This is a genomic window from Candidatus Omnitrophota bacterium, from assembly GCA_026387175.1.
Classification (GTDB): domain Bacteria; phylum Omnitrophota; class Gorgyraeia; order 2-01-FULL-45-10; family 2-01-FULL-45-10; genus CAIMPC01.
Genome location: JAPLME010000008.1, coordinates 78,145 through 99,902, shown reverse-complemented (window position 1 = coordinate 99,902; position 21,758 = coordinate 78,145). Strand labels below are relative to the sequence as shown.

Sequence of the window (21,758 nt, the reverse complement as noted above, 5' to 3'; positions counted from 1 at the left end):
AAAGACCTTCGAAGTTAGAAGGTCTCTTTTGTTTCTACTTGCTTTTTTCCGCTTCCTAAAATCTTTTCCGCGGCGGCAAGCACTTCTTCCGGCGTTATCGAATCAAGGCATTTGAAGGCTGACTTGCAATTATGCGCATAACAGATTTCACACCCTGCGCTCTTATGCAGCACCGCATCATGCTTACCGATGGGCCCCCACCTCTTGGGAGAAAGTCCGCGGTCACCCCTGCCAAATATCGCGATAACGCTTACGCCTACGGCGCATCCTATATGAACTGGCCCTGAGTCATTAGAAATAAAGAGCCTGGCACGCCTCAAGAGGCTCGCAACGTCACCAATGCCGGTCTTACCGGATAGGTTGACACAGCCAGTAGTGATAAGCGAGGCAAGCTTGTCGCCGAGAACCTTATCGGCCGATCCCGATATTACGACTATCCTGGCGCCGTATTTCTCCGTCAGGCGGTTGGAGACTTTAGCGAATTTTTCTACGTTCCAGCATTTCGACGCGCAGCTTGCGCCCGGGTTGACCGCTACAATAATATCGGAATCTTTAATATTATTCTCCTTAAGCATGGCCTCTATCTTTCGCTCAGAGACGCTATTGATCGGCATGCAGAGCTCCCTCGCCGAAGGCTTTATGCCTATATATTTGAGAATATCCAGTGAATAATCTATCTCATGTTTCATGCCAAACTGTTTTGTGTGCGGGATCCTCTTTGTGAGAAGGAATCCGGCCTTCTTATCGTAGCCTATGCGCTCCGGTATGCCCGCGAACATGAGCGCCATATGAGTCCTGGCAGTCGGATGCAATATTATGGCGATGTCAAACTTCTTTTTCTTTAATTCCCGCACAAACTTATAATTACCTACGACTCCTTTATGACCGCGACCCTTATCATAAATTATGACCTCATCGAGATATGGATTCCCTTCGACTATCTCGCGCGCGTAAGGCAGGACCATCATCGCTATATAGCTATCGGGATGGGCATCTCTCAACGCCTTTATAACAGGCGTTGAAAGCGCCACATCGCCTATCCTGTCAAGCCTGACTATCAATATCTTCTTACTCATATCCCTCAACGATCATCTTTGCCGATTCAAACACGTCTCCGGGCATTATCAGCGACATACACTCGTAATTGGATTTGCACACGGCATCTTCGCACGGCGAACAGAACAGCTTCTTATTGATAACCACGTCAAACTCCCCTATGGGCCCATATTTTTTGGGGTCGGTCGGACCGAATATCGCCAGCACCCTGGCGCCTATAGCGCATCCGAGATGAAGCGGCGCGCTGTCATTGGTTATCAGTAATCTTGAGCGTTTTAATAGATCACCAAGCTGCCTTATATTGGTTTTATTCGTAAAATTGTGCGGCTTATGTTTCATCTTTTTTACTACGCCGGACACGATCATCTCGTCTTCTTTGGAACCGATAAAGACGATATCCGCCTTGCATTCATCGGCAAGCCTGTCGGCAACAGTCGCGAAGCCTTCCTGCGTCCAGCGCTTCAGGTGGCTCTTTGCGCCGGGGGATATAACTATGAACTTCTCCCGCACCCCTGATGCCTTAAGAAGGCCCGACACATATGCTTCGTCCTCCTGCATAATATGTATATATGTCCGCCTTTCATGGCTTTTTATACCGAGAGACTTCAGCCTATGCAGATGCCTGTCTACACTATGAACAATGTGTGGAGGAAAATGCTGTATCGTTGCCGTCCTGTATTTCGGACCTATCAAAAGGCCAAAGACGGTGTTTCTGAGATCCACGACAAGGTCATAACTCAATTTCTTCAATTTCAATTGGAGTCTTCTCTTCCCCGCGATCGGCATATGTTTATCATATATGATAACCTTGAATATATTCCGATCTTTTTCAAAGACCTCCCTGCCGACAGGCCCGACCAGAACGTCTATCCTTGAATCGGGAAACTCGAGCCGCAAAGACGCGATGACGGGAGTCGTGAGGATTATATCCCCCAGGTTGCTTAAGGTGATTACAAGTATGCGTTTTACTTCGGCCTTATCTATTATCATATCTTCGCCAGTGCCTCATTCGCTTCGCTAAGAACATCTTCAACCTTTATAGCCGACATGCAGGCGTTATCCGTGCATCTGATATCGTAACACGGCACTTCACAGGATTCATTTCTGGATATGACCCGATAACTGCCTTTACCATACGGGCCCGTAAGACGCGCGGATGTCGGGCCGAATAACGCGATCGTCTTCGCGCCGACCGCGACTGCCATATGCATAGGGCCTGTGTCATTGGCCACCACGAGGTCCGCGCGCTCCAAGAGCGCTCCGAGCTGCTTCAGGTTGGTCTTGCCCGCCGTAATCACCGGGTTGCACGCCATCACACTCTTTATCTCTTCAGCGAGCTTTAAATCCTTCTCTGAGGCGGAAAGCACGATCTTCGCCCCGAATTTTTCCGCCAACTCATCGCCCAGCCGCGCGAAATTCTCGACCGGCCATCTCTTGGGGGGCCAGTTTCCCGCAGGGCAGAGAACAACAACTATATCTTTATCGGTCACACCGTATTGACTCATCAATTCTTTAATGTACTTCCTGTCCGGATCCTGAACGAAGAACTCATATGAAGAATCTTTGACGTCGATGCCGCAGGCGCGCGCGATGTTCAGGAAATATTCGACTTTGTGCAGTTCCTCGGACGGCTCTTCAACCAGATGCGTGATAATACCGCCTCTATTCTTGGTCGGATAACCTACTCTCTCTTTTATTCCGGCCAGATATGTGAGCAGGGCTTTCGTGAATGAACGATGGAGCAGGAATGCCGTATCGAACCTCTTCTCTTTCAATTCTTTTATAATTGCCCACTTACCGAAAAGGCTCTTATGGGCGCCCTCCTCGTCGTATACTATTATCTCATTAAGCCTGGGATTGGATTCCAGTATCTCCTTGCATCTCGGATGCAACAGGCATGCGATATAAGCGTCCGGGTTCGCCTCGCGCACGGCTCTTATAAACGGTGTCGAGAATAACACGTCGCCGACCCAGTTGACATTTACTATCAGTATCCGCTTACTCAATTGTCTCTGCGCTCCTTCACCCATGTATAATATCCGCTCGCCTCTAACCAGAACACAAATAGGTTATCAGAGGTACGGGATACTTTTATGCGCTTTATGGAATATATGTCATCAATAGGTGAAAACCGCCCTGGATTGGTCGCAACAGCGCATGTATAACCGGCCAGGCCTGCCTCTCTCTCCACCCTTTGGTTATGCGCCCCGATAGGATAGCACAACACATTTACCGGTTTACCGATCTTCTCTTCAAGCATCGCCTTCGAGAGCGACAGCTCGGACTTGAGCTGTTTCGTCCCCAGATCCGTAAGCCACTTATGCGATAGCGTGTGGCTTCCTATTGTGATAACCCCTGAATCGGACATCTCTTTAATATCCTTCCAGCTGAGCCAACCCGGCTGGCCTATCTTTTCGACTATGACAAATATCGTTGCCGGAATATCATATTTCTTCAATACGGGATACGCGAACTGGTAATTATTATAAAAACCGTCGTCGAGCGTTATGACTACCGTCTTCGGCGGAATTTTATCTTTATTTTTAATATACGAGACGAGCTTTTCGAGCGTCACGACATTATATTTATTTTCATGCAGGAACTTCATCTGTTTTTCGAAGCTCTCGGGACTGACCGACAGCTTGGTCACTTTATCATTATAATCTATTGCGTGATACATGAGCACCGGCACAACATACGCCGTCTTCATGAACACGAATGCGGCTGAGCCTATTATCAGGAAGACGGCTGAAACTGCTATTATACGAAATTTCTTCATCTCTTTACCGTTTCCTTATATAATTTCGAAACTTTATCGGCCATGGAATCGAGCGTAAATTTGCTCCGGACAAGCGCAAGGGCTTCCTCACCCAGCTTTTTGCGTAAAACGTCATCCTTCAAAAGACGTATCACGGCGCTGGCTATACCGGATGAGTCTCCGACGTCAACGAGGAGGCCGTCAAAACCGTCTGTAATTATATCCTCTATTCCGCCGGTTCGAGACGCGATACACGCCCTCCCCGAGGCCATCGCTTCGAGAAGCGCTATGCCAAGGCCCTCTTTTATTGACGGAAATACAAAGAGATCCATTATCGACAAATACTTATATGTGCCTGTGCAGGATTCTATGAATTTAACGGAGCCGTCGATCCCCAGAGACCCAGCCAGGGCTTTCAGAACCGCCTCTTCAGGGCCATTGCCGATTATCAGGGCTTGCGCATCGGGCCTCTCAGCAATGATATCCTTCATCGCCATAATGAAAAACCTCTGCCCCTTAACGGAGGATAACCTGCCAATAGTCCCGATCACCGGGCCCTCCCTTAAGCCTGCGGCCCTCTTCACCATATCAATTTCACCCTGTGAAAGACGCGGCGAAAATCGTCCTTCGTCGACACCGCTGTAGATTAAAGCGATCCTTGATTCAGCGACACCCAGGTCATCTTTCAAGTGTTTCCTTACAGCATCGCTTATCGCGATAACCTTGAGGCCCCATGTATCCAGAAAGCCTCTAGCCCTTTTCTTAAAATATCCGTGGCATGTTGTGATATACGGCACACCCGTAATCATCGACGCTAAGCTCGCGGCAACCTGCGAAACGCGTGTATGCGCATGTATTATGTCTATCTTTTCATCCCTGACTATTCCAGCGATCTTAAAACCCGACAGTATCGTCTTTGGGCCGAATTCAAATTTTGTCCTTATTCCAAGACGGTGATGCGGTATACGGCATTCAGCCAGGCCGCTCTCAAGATCTCCACCGGATGAGGCAACTATCACTTCGATCCCCTTGGCCTCAAGGGCCCTGGACAAAGCCAGTATGTACCCGGATATGCCGCCTATATTGAAGTGCGTTGTCACCTGCAGTACCTTCACTTCGCGTCCCCTTCTTTTTGCCGCGGCAAAAAAACCTTTACGGCTTCGAGAACATCATCCACCGTTATCTTGCGCATGCAGATGACTTTCTTGCGGCATTCGGATTTATAACACGGACTGCATCTCACTTCTCTGGCTTTGCAGAGTACAACGCAGTTCCCAGAAGGCGCGACGTGGCGCGCGGGGTCCGTCGGGCCGAATAACGCTACGAAAGGAGTGCCCATAGCTGACGCTATGTGCATCGGAGCCGAATCAGGGGTCAGAAAGACCTTAAAGCACTTTATAAGCGCCGCAAGCTCCATGACAGTCGTCTTGCCTGCCGATATAATGGGTTTCGACCTAGCGGAGCTTGCTATAGCTTCGGCGTACTCAACATCCTCATCGGTTCCCGTAAGGATAACGCGCACATTATATTCTTTTGCCAAGCGATCGCATAACTCTACTATATGGCCGGAGGGCCAATTTTTACTCACCCAACGGGTAGAAGCCCTGACATTTATACCGATGAGATTCTGACCCTGTCTCACCCAATTATCTTCCAGAAATTTCTTCGCCCAGGCCTTATCGCGCTCCGAAGGCCATAAAGCTAACTGCTTATCAGCGGGTTTCACCCCAGCCATCCTAAGCGCCCTGAACTGGTGCTCTATTGGATCGAGATGTGGAGCATCATTCTTTATCTTTCTATTTAAAAGGAACGAGAGCTTCCCATTGTCATAACCATATCTTAGACCCGCCAGGCTCAGATACGCCAGTATATGGCTCTTGCGATTATTCTGAAGATCTATCACTATCTCGAAACACTCTTTCCGGACCTCTCTAGCCAGCCACCACAATCCTTTAATTCCTTTGTGCCTCTCTTTAAAATCGCAGACTATACGGTCATTTATATACGGGCATCCGTCAAGAACCTCTCTGGATGACAGGGCGGTCAGAACCTTGATCCTGGCGTTCGGATATTTCGCCCGTATTGCCCGCAGGGACGGTATACTCAATATAACATCGCCTATGGCGCTCATCTTTATAATGAGAATGTTTTGCGTCTTTATCGCTTCCTCATATACGGCCAAAGTCCTCTGCATCATCTTATCGGAATTAAAATCTTCCTCCACTCGCTTCCTGGCCTTTATAACCATGCGCCTGGCCAGCTCGTTATCTCTGTAGAGTTTCAGGATCTTATCCGCCATATCGCGGGGATTCTGAGGTTCGCATAGTAATCCGGTCTCTTCATTCTCAACGATATCGACGACGCCTCCCACATTAGTCGCTACCACAGGCACCCCTATCGCCTGAGCCTCTATTATCACGCGGCCAAACGCCTCCGGCGTAACCGTGGCGGAGAGGAGCATATCCAGTCCGCTCATGACCTTAGGCACATCCTGGCGGGCGCCGGTAAGCTCTATCGTCTTCGATAGCCCAAGCTGCCTTATAAGCAGTTCTATATCCTCCCTGTATTTGTCCTTAGGCGCGGACCCTACTATCAGGACCTTAAGACCCGGTATCTGACCCCTTATAAGCGATATGGCCTTTATGAAGTCCGAGTGCCCTTTAAGAGGTGTTATGCGCGATACAATGCCTATCACAAATTCGTTCGCTCCGGCGGGCTTCTCCTGCCTTAAAGTGAATTGGCTCAAGTCCACGCCGCGGGGTATCAGTTTTATTCTGTCATACGGCACGTTGAATGGACCGGCCATATGTTTCGCCATTATGTTGGAAGCGACGATGACGAACTTACCCCACCCCATAGACTCGCTCATTAGATGCTTTGTATAATATCCGTGAGCGGTCGTTATCAATACCCGGTTCGTTCTCTTGCATGCGAAATACGCTATTAAGGCCGGAACTCTCGAACGCGCGTGAACTATGTCGATATCCTCCCTGCGTATTATGTCGGAAAGCTCATTGACCATTCGGATGATGTTAAAGAGCGACTTCTTGCCCACAGGAAGCATATAGTGGCGCGAGCCGATCGCCTCCAGCTCTTTTACAAGGCGGCCGCCGCCTGAAACGACGATCGCCTTATGACCGTTCTTCACGAGATACCGCGCCAGATCGATCGTCCCCGTCTCAACCCCTCCTATATCGAGTGTCGGTAATATCTGCAGTATATTCATAAGTTTGTTTTCAAATTATTTCTTCGTGGATTGAAAAATTTACAGCAATTTTTTGACCGCCTCAATAGTCCTGTCGCGGTCATCGACTTTCTTGATGGCGCGCACGGTCCTCCAGACCTTATCGAGCCTCGTCCCGAGATCCGCGGGATGCGCGCAGTTAACATAACCCTCGCGTTCCAGCGAATCCAGGACACGTTCATACTTTGTGATACGCTTATTATTCTTTTCGAGATCGAAGACGACGACCTTCTTGCCGGAATGTATCGCCTCTGAAACCATAGAGACCGACTCGCCGGAGACTGTCACTATATCCGAAAGGTCTAGTATACCCGCTACGGCTCCTTCCATATTCTTCTCATTCGCGATCACGATGAGCTTACAAAACCTGTATTTGCTTAACCTCTCCTTTATGAGCGTTTCCACTTCTTTCGGCGTGCGCCGTGATGTCGTAAGCAGAAGGTCCGCGTCATAGGCTTTGCAGAATTCGATAAGCCCCGAGATCGCTTTATTTGCCATATCTTTAGTCATCGTGAATTCAGGATTGCTGCCGCCAATCAGGGCTCCCAGCACAATGTTCTTTTCAATATTCACCTGATCCTTAAGCCGCGCGCCGTATTCACGCATACTGTCACGGTCTATCAGGTTCGGGGCAAGCGTTGTCGTCACGACATTTTTCTTTAAGGGCGGCTTATCGTGTTTCGGAATGATCGCAAGGCTGAATTGCCTTAAATTTATAATGCTGGGCTTCATTATTGTGATATTTTCCGCGTTATTCTCCTTCGCCATAAAGACATTTACGGGGGCCGTCACGGAACCGCAGGAGACGACATATTCTGAATATGTCCTCATCAGTGTATCGTACGACCCTTTCTCCAGACAGGCCTTCATACACTTCATCAGGCCATGGCATCTCCAGGTAGCGAATTTAGCGGCCGCGGTAAGCACTGCCCTGGTAAACTTACTCTTATATTTAACATCGACGGTTACGATCCTTGTGTCCGCCTCTTTGTAGCCCTGGGTGATCCTGACCTTCTGTATCTGGCGCGCTATCGCAAGCGATTGGTTGAGATGGCCCGCTTTGCCATCGCTCAGGACCAGTACAGTCCTGACGGGCGTGGACTTCCATCTCTTATGAAGCCACAACCATTGATCGGGATATTCTCTCACATATCTTTCGAGCAGCTTCATATACTTCTGAAGATTCTCTTTTACCGCATCCGGCGACTGCGTATTTCTGAAATCGATATATTCTTCGAGATAAAGTTTATGGTACGGCCCCTTAGTGCGCACTATGAACGCGGGCAGTACCATGGAATCTGTGCGCCTCGCTATCTCCATCGATCCCGAATGAGATGATGTGGGGCGGCCAAAGAAGTCCACCAGCGTACCGTTCCTGCCGGCATCCTGATCGGCGAGTATCCCCACGATCTTCTTTTCTCTGAGCATCGTTATGAGGTTCTTTACATCCATCCCTTTCCTTATCACCTTACAGCCATTCGACTCCCTTAAACGGTTCAGCAGTTCGTTTAAACGTTTCATCTTCTGCTCGCGCACAAGGACCGCGATGGGAAATCCGACAGCGGAACTCACCAGGCTGGAGAGTTCCCAGTCGCCAAAATGCGCAGTGAGCAGGATCGTGCCTCTCCCCGACTGCGCGGCATTTTGTATGCGTTCGATGTTGACGATATCGATATATTTGTCGACATACTTTTTATTTATTTTGGTAAGGTTCAACACTTCCATGAAAGTCTGAACCATATTCTGATACACACGCTTGGTTATAGCGCGAAGCTCCCGGGGAGATTTCTCATGCGCGAACGCCGCTTTCAAATTCGCGTAAGCTATCAATCTTCTCTTCTTATTGACCCAGAAGGCAACTATTCCTAAGCGGCGCCCGAGCCATAAGGCAAAACTCACGGGCAAGACACTGAAAATTACGTTTAAGGCCCTAACTAATACGTACGCTGCGAAGTCTATCAATTAATTGCTCCCTGCCGCTAGTTATATCCATACGGATAGCAAGCGTCATCATTGTGTATTTTCCGAACGAGTAGCTCATACGCGCGAACTTCACCGCGTCCTTCTCGGTCGTTATCAGGAAATCGGGCGTCTTCACGCCGCACATTTTTATAATCTGCTCTATATCTTTTTCTTTAAAATTGTAATGATCGCCGAATATCATATGGTCAAGGACCACCGCTCCGAGGTCCTTCACCGTCTCTTCAAAATACGCGGGGTCGCCTATGCCGGACACTAAGGCCACCCTCTTGCCGGATACGAATGATAATCCGCGATCCTTCCGAGCCTTCGGATCATATATATGCGAGGGCCTGTGAGAGGCCTCCAGAAAAATAATATCCCCGTTTATCTTCTTTATCTCGTCTTTGAGGATATCCAGACCGGCGGCCTTCTTATTTACCTTGGTAAATACTACCACCTGTGCCCTCTTTAAAGCGTTCTTGGGTTCCCTAAGAACTCCGCGCGGGAAGAGACGATTATTCCCGAATGGGTTCCTTGAATCGACCAGCACGATATCGAGGTCCTGCTTGATCTCCCAGTGCTGAAAACCGTCATCCAGGACGGCAAACTGGCTGCCGTAGAGCCTTATCGCTTTATGCGCCGATTTAACGCGATCCTCTCCTACAAGTATCGGCGTATCGGGCAGGTTTTTCTTGAGAAGCGCCTGCTCATCCCAGCCATAACCGCGGATCAGAACGGCCGCCGAGGAACGCAACTCATCTTCCAACAGCCCTGCGAGGGCTATCGTAAAAGGCGTCTTACCGGTGCCGCCGAGCGTAAGGTTGCCGACGCTGACTACCTTAAGGGAGACCCTGTGCGCCTTAAATATTTTTAACCCGTATAATATCTTTCTACAGAAGATAGCAATTCCATAAATAATAGACAACAGGTATAGCGCCGCTTTAAAGGGCACCCATACCACGCCGCGCCTTTTGTCCGTCATCAATGAATATATAAACTTAACCATTCACAAGCTCTTTAACGGCTTCGAGGTTCCGCGAGGCCGCGCCGCGGTTTTCGTATATTGTGTTCCTGGCATTATTGCCGAGAGCCGTCCTCGCATCTTTGTTCTTCAAAAGATAATCGGCTTTCATAAGCAACTCTTTCCGGTCCTTAACCTGGATGGCGCCTTTATTCTTCAGCAGAGCGGATGCGATGGCCTTAAAGTTAAACATATAAGGGCCGAATATCACCGGTTTCCCGAAAAGCGCCGGCTCTATAGGGTTCTGCCCTCCGTGAGAAATAAGGCTTCCTCCGATAAAAACGATCTCGGCCATGGAATAGGCGTCATTCAGATGGCCGATCGCGTCAATAACATAAACGCGAGGCGTAGAACTACCCTGCTTCTTCGTCATTCTCACCACGTCCAGGCCGGAGCGTTTTACGATATTCTCAACCTCAGTCGCCCTTTCGATATGGCGGGGGGCTATCACAAGTTTTAGCTTCGGGAAGTCTTTTATGAGCTCCCTGTATACCGATACCACCGTCTCCTCCTCGCCGCCGTGAGTCGAACCCGCGACGAAGACCTCGTCACCGTCTTTCAGGGCGAATAATTCTTTAATATCCGCGTCGTGAGCGCTATTCAACATAATATCCGCGTCGAATTTCATATTGCCGGTGACCTTAACTCTATCGGGCGCGGCGCCCAGGCATCTTATCCTTTCGGCATCGATATCCGACTGCATACAGAATGAGTTTATCCTATCGAGCGTATCGGATAAAAATATTCTTACAAGTTTATACTTTCCAAAAGAGCGGTCCGAAATCCTGCCGTTGATCAAAATCGCCGGCACATGTTTATAATGCAGTTCCTTCAATACATTCGGCCATATCTCGGTCTCTATCATTATATAGAGTTTTGGATGTATCCTATTTACGACTCTCTTTACTATGAACGAGTAATCGAGCGGAAAATAGATTATAACGGCATCGCCTGAGAAAAGTTTCTTCGCAAGATCATTGCCGGTCCTTGTTATCGTGGACAAGACTATCGATTTTGCGGGAAATTCCTTTTTAAGCGCCGGAATAAAACTCTTGCAGAGCGCGACCTCTCCCACGCTCACCGCCTGTATCCATACAACATCTTTCGCGCGCCAGAGAGCTTCCTTCTGGACATCACTGTAGACACCGAACCGCTCGAGGAAATCTTTATGCAGCTTCCCCTTAAATATCAAAGTCGGTATATAAAACACCGCGAATATGAAAAACGCTATATCGTATAACATGCCCTCTTTCGTTAGGTTTTTACTGGCCCCCGCCTGCCTAGACCTGATTACAGGTCACTGCTCCAATCTCACTCTCTACTTACTCCGCCAGGAGATTTTTCGGCTCACTCGAATAGTAGAGCCTTCGGGCGATACTTTCGCTGCTACTCAGCTATCCCTCGCGGGGTGGTGCTAAGCAGGGCGTCGAAAGTCGCGAGCGGGCACGGATTTTTGGCCCGGGTATTCTTGTATGCCAAAAAGAGCGAGCGATCTTTCCGAGCAAAATTTCCTCGCAGGGGAAATTTTGCGTCCCTGCGAAGTACCACCACGCGAGGGATGCTCGTAAAGAGCGAAAGCAAGTGCCCGAAGGCTCTAGACTTACGCTTGAGCCGAAAAATCTACGCCCGTGGGTGGGCTTTATCGTATACCGACTTAAGCCGCTCCATCGTAACATGCGTATATATCTGCGTCGTCGACAGGTTCATGTGGCCCAGAAGCTCCTGAACGCTCCTCAGGTCCGCGCCGCGATCTAAGAGATGGGTCGCAAAGGAATGCCTGAGCGAATGCGGCGATATTTTTTCGGATATGCTGCACGTCTTAATATGTTTATCCAATACCCGCCTGACGCTTCGATCCGTGAGGCGGCCGCCGGATTTATTCAAGAATACGGCATCCTTGTCATTAACCTTCTCATCGGCCTTCTTATCGACATACTTTCTTATAGCAGCCAATGCCGGTTCCCCTATGGGTACAACCCGCTCCTTATGGCCCTTACCGAGCACCTTTATGACTCCGCTTATAAAATCTATATCGCTGAGATCAAGACCCACCAGCTCGCTGACGCGGATTCCGGTCGAATATAATGTCTCCAATAACGCCCGGTCTCTTAAGCCCGCAAGATCCTTATCCGTAGGCGCAGAAAGAAGCCTATCTATCTTTGCTGTGTCCAGAAATACCGGCAATTTCTTGTCAAGCTTTGGTGTCAGGACGGCGGTTATAGGGTTCTTTTTTATATGCCCTTCACGGAAGAGAAACCTGAAAAAGCTTCTCAAGGAAGCGAGTTTTCTGGCGACGGTCCTCTTTGAATAATTCTTCGCTCGAAGTTCCGCCAGATAACGGCGCAAGGCCAGATGGTCCACCGTTTCGATCTCTTTATCGCCGAGAAAGGCCTTAAAGACATTCAGGTCGATAGTATAGTTTATAATAGTATGCTCCGAGGCATTCTTTTCGACCTTCAGATAATTCATGAACTTATCTATATACCTCTGCATCTATTCCAGCACCTTGTCTTCGGCCTTTTCCTCAGTATCCTGAGGAAGCTTTTTACTGATATAATTGCATTTCGGATAACTGGAACAGCCGAAGAAACTGCCGCGTCTCGACTTGCGGGCGACCAGCTCGCCGCCGCAGCCGGTGGGGCATTTGACGCCGGTCGTTATGGATTTGGCGTTCTTGCATGTCGGGTAATCCGAACAGCTGAGGAACTTGCCGTTACGGCCCCACTTTATAACCATCGGCTTGCCGCACAGGGCGCAGATTTCGTCCGTAGCGATGACTTCTCTTTTCACATCTTTCATCTGGATCTTCGCCTGCTCCACGGAATGAATGAATGGTGAGTAGAAACCTTTAAGCACCATCACCCAGTCGGTCTCGCCTTCCTCGATACCGTCAAGCTCATCCTCGAGCTTCGCGGTGAACTCTACGTCCAGGATCTTCGGGAAATGTTCCATCAGAAGTTTCGTGACGATGCCTCCCAGCTCCGTCGGACGGAAATAGCCGGCTTCCCTTGTAACGTAATCACGCGTGGTGATCGTATGTATGATCGGCGCATATGTAGATGGACGGCCTATTCCAAGCTCTTCCAGTACCTTTATAAGCGATGCGTCGGAATATCTTGGAGGCGGTTTTGTGAAGTGCTGGCTTGGGACGAGCTCCAATAGATCAAGCGGATCGTTAATTGAAAGATCGGGCAGCTTTGCCCTGGCCTCCTCATCGGATTCATCCTTCTCTTTTTCAACTTCATACACAGCTGTATAACCGTCGAAGACGCTCCTGGTCGAGGAGGCCCTGAAGAGATAGTCCCCTGCTTTAATTTCCACGGAAATCTGCGAATATACCGCCGGAGTCATCTGGCTGGCCACGAAACGGTTCCAGATAAGCGTATAGAGTTTCAACTGATCCGGGGTCAGGCAATCTTTTACCGCATTAGGCTCCCTGAGAGGCAGCGTCGGCCTTATGGATTCGTGCGCCTCCTGAGCGGATTTCCTCGACTTATAGACATTGGGGGTTTCCGGATAATATTTTTTGCCGAATTTTTCAAGTATGTACTTCTTCGCGTCGGTTTGCGCGTCTTTTGAGATCTTCACCGAATCGGTTCTCATATATGTAATGAGCCCGACGCTCCCCTCCCCATTCAGGTCGACGCCTTCGTACAGGCCCTGGGCTATGCTCATTGTCCGCGCACCTGAGAACCTCAGTTTATTGAAGGCTTCCTGCTGAAGCTTCGATGTGGTAAATGGCGGATAAGGACTCTTTCTCTTACTGGACTCTTTTATATCGCCGACTACAAATGCGGAACGTTTAAGTTCGGCCGTGATCCTGTCGGCTTCGTCTTTAGCCACTACGTCTATCTTCTTATCTTTGTATTTATCCAGTTTTGCGGTGAATTTATCTTTAGGCTCGTCTCCTTTACGCTTGAGATCGGCCAGCACATCCCAGTACTCTTTGGGATTGAACTTATTTATCTCATTCTCTCTTTCGACTATCAGGCGGACCGCGACCGACTGCACCCTTCCCGCGGATAATCCTCTCGACACCTTCTTCCATAGGAGCGGACTTAAGGTATAGCCGACTATCCTGTCCAGGATACGGCGGGCCTGCTGGGCGTTGACAAGATGCATATCGATATCTCTCGGATGCTTAAAGGCGTTCGTGACAGCCTCTTTAGTGATCTCGTCGAATTCGACGCGGTAGAACTTCCTGTCCTTCTCCTGGAGGGCGGTCTGCAGATGCCAGCTTATGGCCTCGCCCTCCCTGTCAGGATCGGCCGCCAGATATATCGCGGCTTTGCCCTTCGCTTCCTTTTTAAGCGCTGTCAGGTTCTTCTTCCTGTCCTTCATCACGATATATTCGGGCTTGAAGTCGTCCTCGACATCCACGCCAAGCTTCGATTTCGGCAGATCGATTATATGCCCCATACTGGCTGTTACGACATACTTATCTCCGAGGAACTTATTGATAGTCTTGGCTTTTGCCGGAGACTCGACTATTACTAATGATTTTGACATTAATTTTCCTTTCTAACGTACTGCTTGCCTGGAACTTCCAGTATAAGTTTCTTTAATTGTAAACTTAATAATGCCTTCGACGCGTTCGCCGGGTCGATGCCTGAGCTAGCAACAATATCGTCTATATACATCGGCTCGTCCGACATAGCCTTATATACCTTTCGTTCATTGCCGGTAAGTGAATTGTAAAGATACGCCTTTGTCATCTTCTCTATCCTGTCGCCTATGCCGTCTTTTTCTCCGGGCTCAAGAGGTTTTATCTCGTGAAGCCGTAATTCCTCCAGAATATCGTCAACCGACTGAACCAGCCGCGCCCCGTCTTTTATCAGAGAGTTAGTGCCTGAACTCGTACTGGACGATATCTTGCCGGGAAGCGCGAAGACTTCGCGCCCCTGTTCTGCCGCAAGGCTTGCCGTTATCAGGGCACCTGAGTCCTTCGCCGCTTCGATAACCACGACGCCGAGCGATAGGCCGCTTATGATACGGTTACGCTGCGGAAAATTATATGCCAGCGGCTCCATATCATTTTCGAATTCGGTAAGGACAGCGCCTTGTTTCACAATCTCTTCATAAAGCTTTTTGTTTTGGGACGGATAAATATGCCCGTGGCCGCTTCCCATAACAGCGATGGTCCTGCCTTTAGCCTTCAACGCACCTCTGTGCGCCGCGGTATCTATGCCGCGCGCCATGCCGCTCACAACCGTTACACCTCTCGACGCAAGCTCATATCCAAGCTTCTCGCTCATCTCGAGGCCGTATAACGATGCCCTGCGCGACCCCACCAGAGCCACCGCCACCTCGTCCGTCTCCAGCAGGCTGCCGTTTACATAGAGCTGCTTCGGCGGTTTGTGTATATTCCTCAATAGCTTCGGATACTCAGCATCGTCTATCGTTATTTTTCTTATTGCCATAACCTTCTCTTACTCACTTCCTCTTAAAGATCAGCCCGAATACTGTCCAACTTGCCGCGAAAAAAGCAAGCGTCGCGGCGACTGCATTCAGTATAGTTATCTTCGTATCTATAGACGACTTCTCTTTGCGAAAGATATCGAGGAGATATTCGTCATCAGAGTTATTAAAGAGCCCTGTCGACTTAGCCTGCTTGATAAGAATAGCCTTTGCTTTTCCCTGGATCGAATGCGATTTCGACATAAGTGGCACGCCTATCAGGACATAATTGATCAATATGACGATAAGAAGCGTCGCGCCTATCCATAATCTCGCTTTAGGATTCATCCTTTGGCCCCTCTCTCCGTTTCAATCTCGCCTCCGCTATCTCCGCTATCTTATCGATGACCTGTCTCACTGTAAATTTGCCGGTATCTATCGTATGATCGGCTTTCGCGTAATACGGCGAACGCCTGGCAAGCAGATCCCGTATCTTCCTCTTCGGGTCTTCGACGTTAAGGAGCGGGCGGTGTTTGTATTTCTTGGTCCTCTCCATGATCACATCCGCGTCCGCCGTAAGGCATACGATAACGCCGTTCGACTTCATATATGCCACATTCTCGTCCCGCATCACGGCGCCGCCGCCGGTATCGATCACGAGGTTGTCCATGCACACGGCATCTCTTATGACAGCGCTCTCGACATCGCGGAAATAGTCCTCTCCGCTCTTCGTAAATATCTCGTTTATGGTGCGGCGTTCCTTCTTTTCAATAAGATCGTCGATCGAGACGTACTTCATGCCGAGCCTGTGCGAAAGCTCTATCGCGATCGTCGTCTTACCCGTTCCCATGAACCCGACCAGCACTATATTCATAGTTAGAACTTTTTGACCTGTTCGAGATAGCCGTTGTAATTCCTCTTCATCTCACGCAGCGAGTCGCCGCCGAACTTCTCTATCATCGCGTTAGCGAGCTCTATCGCGACCATCGCTTCTCCGACCACGCCCGCCGCGGGAACCGCACATACATCCGACCGCTGGACACTCGCCTTCACCGGACTCTTAGTCTTTATATTAACGCTCTCAAGAGGCGTCGAAAGTGTCGCTATCGGTTTCATGACGGCCCTAACCACGATAGCCTCGCCTGTCGTCATGCCGCCCTCTATGCCGCCGGCGTTATTAGTCGTCCTGAAGAAACCCCTTCTTTTGTCGTAGAATATCTCGTCATGTATCAGTGAACCCCTGAGATGCGCCATCTCGAAGCCGGCGCCGAAACCGACGCCTTTGACGGCCTGGATAGACATAATGGCGGAAGCTATACGCGAACCTATGCGTTTGTCCCACTGCGTATAACTGCCGAGCCCAACAGGAACTCCTCTTGCAATTACCTCAAACACCCCCCCGAGCGTATCGCCTTCTTCCATAGCGTCCTCTATCTCGGCGCACATCAGCTTTGATGCATCGGGATCGGCGCAACGGACAGGCGACTTCTCCGAAATCGAGACGAGATGATTAAAGCCCAGGTCTTTTGTCTCGGCTTCTACGCCGCCTATAACAGTGACATGGCTCGCGATATCGATCTTGAATTCCGATAAGAGCGTTTTCGCAAGGGCCCCGACAGCGACCCTTACTACGGTCTCTCGGGCGCTGGCGCGCTCCAATACGCTTCTCATATCCCTCAGATCGTATTTAAGAGCGCCTGATAGATCAGCGTGCCCCGGCCGCGGACATAGAACGGCCGGCAGCTTATCTATGGAGTGGTCGACATTATTCACAATTAGCGCGATCGGGCTTCCGATCGTGACCGACTTCCTCAGGCCCGAGAGTATCTGCACTTTATCGGCCTCTATCTTCATCCGTCTTCCCCTGCCATAACCGCGCATGCGGCGGGAGAGGTCGTTATTGATCGCCGACTCCTCAATGCGAAGGCCCGAGGGCATGCCATCCAGTATCGCCATCATAGCTTTCCCGTGAGATTCACCGCTTGTCAAATATCTGAGCATAAAGCCTCTCTTTCTTTTTCTTTTAAAAAAGACCGTATGAAAACATACTTAAAATTTTATTGCCGAAAAAAACCGATATCATGGCCGCCATCGAAAGGAACGGCCCATAGGGAATGGTTTCGGAACCGCTCCTGATCTTTGAAATAATCCCGGGCACGGAACCCAAAAAAGGCGCTATAAAAAATGTCAACAAGACAAGCTTCCATCCTAAAAATGCCCCTATCATGGCCATCAGCTTGATATCCCCATCGCCCATCGCGCTCCCGATACCGAGTTCTTTGATCTTATTTTTGAACACAAGGGTGCCGAATATTTTCAGGATAAATATACTGCCGCCTCCAGTAAGGGCACCGGCAAGCGAACCCGCAAGAGCGTGCATCCTGCTTACCGAGTCCATGATCGAAGGAAACAGAAAAGAGAGCGCTATGCCCGCCGCGAGGCCGCCTAACGAAACCTGGTCGGGTATCTCCTGGATCTCGAAGTCCACGAACGTCGCCACTATGAGGGCGCATGCCATAGTCGAATACGCGAAGAATTTTGAAGTCATGCCGAATATGACAAATAACACAGTCAGGATGAGCGCCGTAGCGAGCTCTACTACCGGATATCGTAACGATATCCTCTGCCGGCAGAACCTGCACCGCCCCAGAAGGATCACATAGCTAAAGAGAGGGATATTGTCATACCAATAAAGGCCCTTATTGCATTTCGGGCAATGCGACGGCGGGAATGCTATCGACTTATCTTTGGGCATCCTGTGTATGCAAACGTTCAGGAAGCTGCCAATACCAGCGCCGATCATAAAAACAAATATTTTGTCCAAATAATTCCCCATATCAGGCTTTGCCCTGTTCCTTAAGCGCTTTTCCTAACTCGCGCCTCATAACAGCCACCGGCGCTTGAGCGCCGGTCCATATCTCAAAGGCCGCCGCGCCTTGATACAATAGCATACCGAGTCCCGTTAAAGCGTGAGCCTTCGCCGCATTGGCGTCTTTCACGAGCTGCGTGTGAGGCCTATTGTAAACTAGGTCATATATATATAGTCCCGGGCGCAGTAACTCTTTCGATACGGGCGAGGGATCCGACTCATTCATCCCTATAGGCGTCGCGTTCACTAAAAGATCGCACTTCGCGATAACGCCTCCGACCTCTTTAGCGTCCGATAATATCCTCAGTTTTTTACGATCGAAGTATTTTGCATAATGGGAGGCGAGCTCGGCGGCCTTCCTCGCGTCCGTGTCGAATACCGATATGCTCTTCGGAGCGTTACCCAGATACATAACGATGGCCTTGGCAGCGCCGCCTGAGCCGAGCACGAAAATATTCCTGCCCTCGGGCTCGAACTTAAGGTCCTCGACGAGCGACCGGTAAAAACCGGGCCCGTCCGTATTGAACCCGCGCAAAGTCCCGTCGTCGCATACCTTTATCGTGTTTACCGCGCCGAGCCTTACGGCGTTCCCGTCCAGAGAACCGTTGCGTTCAAGATATTCTTTGGCCTTTATCTTATGCGGTATAGTCACGTTAAGTCCCGAGATATCGTTCCCGCCTCTTACGTCATCAAGGAACCGCTCGAGGTCCGAGCCCGGAACTTCAAACAGACGGTACTCGGCATCTATCTTAAGCTCGCGAAATGCGGCATTCTGCATCGCCGGAGAGAGCGAATGCTTCACAGGGTAACCCACTATTCCGTATATCTTTTTTTCCATAATTAGCCAAAAAGTCCGCTTGATCGATTTTTGTGACCGAAGCGGACCTTTACGAAAATTACCTTAGGTAATTTTCAGTACCTGGTTAAAAAGCGTTAACCGGCAATAGCGCGTTTATTGATAGCATTGACATATGCCTTTATACTGGCTTCTATTATGTCCGTGCTAGCGCCTCTGCCTGAAAATATCTTTCCCTTCGACTCAACCTTTACCGATACCTCCCCAAGAGCATCCTTACCCCTGGTAACGGAGCGTATCTGATAATCCATGAGCTTCCCGGGAATGCCGGTTATCTTGTCAATCGCTTTATAACAGGCATCCACAGGACCATCTCCGGTAGAGCCCGCTTCAATGATCTTGCCGTTGTATTTTATAGTTATCTCTGCGGTCGGCTTAACGCGGTCACCGGAGGATATATGAAAATGCAGAAGATGTATCTTTTCCGGCACTTTCAATATTTCCTCATCGATGATCGCTTCCAGATCTTCGTCAAATATCTCTTTCTTCTTATCGGCAAGCACCTTGAAGCGCTCGAACGCTTTATCGAGCTCGTCCTTCTTCAGATCCACGCCCAGCCTCTTCAGTCGCGAGTCAAAGGCATGCCGGCCCGAATGTTTGCCGAGCACGATCTTCGACTCTTCGAACCCGACATCTTCAGGCTTCATGATCTCATAGGTGATGCGTTCTTTCAGCACTCCGTCCTGATGTATGCCGGACTCGTGGGCAAAAGCATTCGCGCCCACGACAGCCTTATTCGGCTGCACCAGTATACCGGTAAGCTTCGAGACAAGTTTTGAGGTCTTATATATCTCTTTCGTATGGATATCCGTATAGAACCCTTTGAATATGTCGTTCCTCGTCTTTATCGCCATAACGATCTCTTCGAGTGACGCGTTCCCCGCTCTCTCGCCCAGGCCGTTTATCGTGCACTCCACCTGGCGGGCGCCGTTCAAAACGGCCGCCAGGGAATTAGAAACAGCGAGTCCGAGGTCGTTATGACAATGGACGCTGATAACGCACTTTTCGATATTCGGCACGTTCTCTTTAATACTGCGGATCAGGTCCGCGAACTCAAAAGGCGTGGTATATCCTACCGTGTCAGGGATGTTCACCGTGCTGGCGCCGGCATCTATGACAGCCTCCACTACCTTATAGAGAAACGGCCTCTCCGTCCGGGAAGCATCTTCGGGGGAGAACTCGACATCGGAGACTTTCGACTTCGCGTACTTTACGCTGGCCACCGCAAGCCTCAGGATCTCGTCCTCCGCCTTCTTCAGCTTATATTTCATATGTATCTTTGAAGTAGCCAGGAAAACGTGGATCCTGGGCCGGGAGCTGAATTTCACGGAGCCGTACGCCGCATCGATATCCTTTTCCATAGAGCGTGCCAGTCCGCAAATGATCGGCCCCTTCACATTCCTGGCCACCATCTTCACTGATTCGAAATCTCCGGGACTGGAGACAGGGAATCCCGCCTCGATTATGTCGACGCCGAGGGTAGCGAGTTGTTTCGCTACCTCGAGCTTCGCCTTAATGTCGAGACTGGCTCCCGGGCACTGCTCTCCGTCCCTGAGCGTCGTATCGAATATCGTTATCTTCTCATTACTCATTATTTTCCGCTACCCATCCAAGGCATCATCTTTCTTAAGTCTTCGCCGACCTTCTCTATCGGATGAGCATCTCCTTCTTTAAGCATCTTATTGAAGCTAGGTCTGCCCTCTTCATTCTCTCTTATCCACTCTCTGGCAAACTTGCCGGAGACTATTTCTTTCAGCATCTTCTTCATCTCTTTGCGCGTTCTCTCGTTGATAATGCGCTTGCCGCGCGACACATCGCCATAGCACGCCGTATTGGAAACCCTGCGCCTCATTCCGCTTATCCCGTATTCCTGGATCAGGTCGGTGATCAGCTTAAGCTCGTGCAGGACCTCGAAATACGCTATCTCGGGCTGGTAACCGGCCTCGACCAGCGTGTCGAAACCCGCCATTATGAGCTCGCTCGCTCCGCCGCAGAGTACCGCCTGCTCGCCGAAGAGATCCGTCTCGGTCTCTTCCTGGAACGTCGTCTCGATAACGCCCGCTCTCGTCCCGCCTATGCCCTTGGCATAAGCAAGCGCGATCTGTTTGGCATTGCCCGTCGCATCCTGGTATATCGCTATAAGGCATGGAACGCCTTTGCCCTCTTCGTACATCCTCCTGCAGAGAGCACCAGGCCCCTTAGGGGCCACCATGAATACGTCGATCTTCTTATTCGGCTTTATCTGTTTAAAGCGTATATTGAAACCATGGGAGAAGAGAAGAGCCTTCCCCTTCGTCATGTTCTTCGCTATCAAATCATGGTAAACCTTTGCCTGGACATGGTCTTCTGTCAATATCTGAACAATATCGGCCTGTTTTGAAGCCTCATCCGCCGGCACCGGATTAAACCCGTCTTTCTTTGCTATCTCATAATTCTTTGAGCTCGGGATCTCACTCACTATAACGTCGAGTCCGGAATCTCTTAAATTCAAACTTTGACCACGGCCCTGTATGCCATATCCTATTACAGCTATCTTCTTGCCCTTCAAGATGTTCAGGTCCGCGTCCTTATCATAATAAATCTTTGCCATTTCTT

The 21,758-nt window shown here is 49.8% G+C and carries 19 protein-coding genes; all 19 read right to left on the bottom strand.

Going from position 1 to position 21,758, the window contains the following annotated elements:
- Positions 1–14: 14 nt before the first annotated feature.
- The 19 genes from waaF (NTY76_04775) to ilvC all read right to left on the bottom strand — a co-directional run bounded on the left by waaF (NTY76_04775) (position 15) and on the right by ilvC (position 21,753).
- Positions 15–1,076, bottom strand: coding sequence for a lipopolysaccharide heptosyltransferase II (gene waaF / locus NTY76_04775; GenBank protein MCX5678404.1), 1,062 nt, complete (start codon positions 1,074–1,076; stop codon positions 15–17).
- Entirely contained in the window at positions 1,069–2,046 is a 978-nt protein-coding gene (locus NTY76_04770) for a glycosyltransferase family 9 protein (GenBank protein ID MCX5678403.1), read from the bottom strand. Before NTY76_04770 ends, waaF (NTY76_04775) begins: the two co-directional genes overlap by 8 nt.
- Entirely contained in the window at positions 2,043–3,062 is a 1,020-nt protein-coding gene (gene waaF / locus NTY76_04765; GenBank protein MCX5678402.1) for a lipopolysaccharide heptosyltransferase II, read from the bottom strand. Before waaF (NTY76_04765) ends, NTY76_04770 begins: the two co-directional genes overlap by 4 nt.
- Entirely contained in the window at positions 3,059–3,835 is a 777-nt protein-coding gene (locus NTY76_04760; GenBank protein MCX5678401.1) for a polysaccharide deacetylase family protein, read from the bottom strand. Before NTY76_04760 ends, waaF (NTY76_04765) begins: the two co-directional genes overlap by 4 nt.
- Positions 3,832–4,929, bottom strand: coding sequence for a glycosyltransferase family 4 protein (locus NTY76_04755; GenBank protein ID MCX5678400.1), 1,098 nt, complete (start codon positions 4,927–4,929; stop codon positions 3,832–3,834). The genes NTY76_04760 and NTY76_04755 overlap by 4 nt, the downstream gene beginning before the upstream one ends.
- Entirely contained in the window at positions 4,926–7,040 is a 2,115-nt protein-coding gene (gene waaF, locus NTY76_04750) for a lipopolysaccharide heptosyltransferase II (protein ID MCX5678399.1), read from the bottom strand. The genes NTY76_04755 and waaF (NTY76_04750) overlap by 4 nt, the downstream gene beginning before the upstream one ends.
- Before the next feature lie 39 nt (positions 7,041–7,079).
- On the bottom strand, positions 7,080–9,020 hold the full coding sequence (locus tag NTY76_04745; protein MCX5678398.1) for an ELM1/GtrOC1 family putative glycosyltransferase: 1,941 nt from the start codon (positions 9,018–9,020) through the stop codon (positions 7,080–7,082).
- Positions 8,989–10,026, bottom strand: a complete 1,038-nt coding sequence (gene lpxK, locus NTY76_04740; protein ID MCX5678397.1) for a tetraacyldisaccharide 4'-kinase — start codon at positions 10,024–10,026, stop codon at positions 8,989–8,991. Before lpxK ends, NTY76_04745 begins: the two co-directional genes overlap by 32 nt.
- Complete coding sequence (locus NTY76_04735) at positions 10,019–11,284, bottom strand: 3-deoxy-D-manno-octulosonic acid transferase (GenBank protein MCX5678396.1); 1,266 nt, start codon at positions 11,282–11,284, stop codon at positions 10,019–10,021. Before NTY76_04735 ends, lpxK begins: the two co-directional genes overlap by 8 nt.
- Before the next feature lie 377 nt (positions 11,285–11,661).
- Positions 11,662–12,534, bottom strand: a complete 873-nt coding sequence (gene xerC / locus NTY76_04730) for a tyrosine recombinase XerC (protein ID MCX5678395.1) — start codon at positions 12,532–12,534, stop codon at positions 11,662–11,664.
- Complete coding sequence (topA, locus tag NTY76_04725; GenBank protein MCX5678394.1) at positions 12,535–14,550, bottom strand: type I DNA topoisomerase; 2,016 nt, start codon at positions 14,548–14,550, stop codon at positions 12,535–12,537.
- Positions 14,550–15,461, bottom strand: coding sequence for a DNA-processing protein DprA (dprA, locus tag NTY76_04720; GenBank protein ID MCX5678393.1), 912 nt, complete (start codon positions 15,459–15,461; stop codon positions 14,550–14,552). Before dprA ends, topA begins: the two co-directional genes overlap by 1 nt.
- Positions 15,462–15,474: 13 nt before the next feature.
- Positions 15,475–15,786 (bottom strand): hypothetical protein, encoded by a 312-nt coding sequence (locus NTY76_04715; protein MCX5678392.1) that lies wholly within the window; start codon positions 15,784–15,786, stop codon positions 15,475–15,477.
- On the bottom strand, positions 15,776–16,312 hold the full coding sequence (locus NTY76_04710; GenBank protein MCX5678391.1) for a shikimate kinase: 537 nt from the start codon (positions 16,310–16,312) through the stop codon (positions 15,776–15,778). The genes NTY76_04715 and NTY76_04710 overlap by 11 nt, the downstream gene beginning before the upstream one ends.
- A gap of 2 nt (positions 16,313–16,314) precedes the next feature.
- Positions 16,315–17,439: a chorismate synthase gene (aroC, locus tag NTY76_04705; protein ID MCX5678390.1), complete on the bottom strand. Its 1,125-nt coding sequence runs from the start codon at positions 17,437–17,439 to the stop codon at positions 16,315–16,317.
- A 22-nt stretch (positions 17,440–17,461) separates the two neighbouring features.
- Positions 17,462–18,274, bottom strand: a complete 813-nt coding sequence (locus tag NTY76_04700) for a prepilin peptidase (protein ID MCX5678389.1) — start codon at positions 18,272–18,274, stop codon at positions 17,462–17,464.
- A 1-nt stretch (position 18,275) separates the two neighbouring features.
- Positions 18,276–19,145, bottom strand: coding sequence for a shikimate dehydrogenase (gene aroE / locus NTY76_04695; protein ID MCX5678388.1), 870 nt, complete (start codon positions 19,143–19,145; stop codon positions 18,276–18,278).
- A gap of 95 nt (positions 19,146–19,240) precedes the next feature.
- Positions 19,241–20,755: a 2-isopropylmalate synthase gene (locus tag NTY76_04690; GenBank protein MCX5678387.1), complete on the bottom strand. Its 1,515-nt coding sequence runs from the start codon at positions 20,753–20,755 to the stop codon at positions 19,241–19,243.
- Positions 20,755–21,753 (bottom strand): ketol-acid reductoisomerase, encoded by a 999-nt coding sequence (gene ilvC, locus NTY76_04685; GenBank protein ID MCX5678386.1) that lies wholly within the window; start codon positions 21,751–21,753, stop codon positions 20,755–20,757. Before ilvC ends, NTY76_04690 begins: the two co-directional genes overlap by 1 nt.
- Between the last annotated feature and the right edge of the window lie 5 nt (positions 21,754–21,758).

Coding starts and splice junctions, on each gene's coding strand:
- NTY76_04770 (MCX5678403.1), bottom strand. CDS start 2,046: ATGATAATAGATAAGGCCGAAGTAAAACGCATACTTGTAATCACCTTA.
- waaF (MCX5678399.1), bottom strand. CDS start 7,040: ATGAATATACTGCAGATATTACCGACACTCGATATAGGAGGGGTTGAG.
- NTY76_04735 (MCX5678396.1), bottom strand. CDS start 11,284: ATGTTATACGATATAGCGTTTTTCATATTCGCGGTGTTTTATATACCG.
- lpxK (MCX5678397.1), bottom strand. CDS start 10,026: ATGGTTAAGTTTATATATTCATTGATGACGGACAAAAGGCGCGGCGTG.
- NTY76_04700 (MCX5678389.1), bottom strand. CDS start 18,274: ATGGGGAATTATTTGGACAAAATATTTGTTTTTATGATCGGCGCTGGT.
- dprA (MCX5678393.1), bottom strand. CDS start 15,461: ATGGCAATAAGAAAAATAACGATAGACGATGCTGAGTATCCGAAGCTA.
- xerC (MCX5678395.1), bottom strand. CDS start 12,534: ATGCAGAGGTATATAGATAAGTTCATGAATTATCTGAAGGTCGAAAAG.
- waaF (MCX5678404.1), bottom strand. CDS start 1,076: ATGAGTAAGAAGATATTGATAGTCAGGCTTGACAGGATAGGCGATGTG.
- NTY76_04760 (MCX5678401.1), bottom strand. CDS start 3,835: ATGAAGAAATTTCGTATAATAGCAGTTTCAGCCGTCTTCCTGATAATA.
- NTY76_04715 (MCX5678392.1), bottom strand. CDS start 15,786: ATGAATCCTAAAGCGAGATTATGGATAGGCGCGACGCTTCTTATCGTC.
- NTY76_04710 (MCX5678391.1), bottom strand. CDS start 16,312: ATGAATATAGTGCTGGTCGGGTTCATGGGAACGGGTAAGACGACGATC.
- topA (MCX5678394.1), bottom strand. CDS start 14,550: ATGTCAAAATCATTAGTAATAGTCGAGTCTCCGGCAAAAGCCAAGACT.
- ilvC (MCX5678386.1), bottom strand. CDS start 21,753: ATGGCAAAGATTTATTATGATAAGGACGCGGACCTGAACATCTTGAAG.
- NTY76_04690 (MCX5678387.1), bottom strand. CDS start 20,755: ATGAGTAATGAGAAGATAACGATATTCGATACGACGCTCAGGGACGGA.
- aroC (MCX5678390.1), bottom strand. CDS start 17,439: ATGCTCAGATATTTGACAAGCGGTGAATCTCACGGGAAAGCTATGATG.
- aroE (MCX5678388.1), bottom strand. CDS start 19,145: ATGGAAAAAAAGATATACGGAATAGTGGGTTACCCTGTGAAGCATTCG.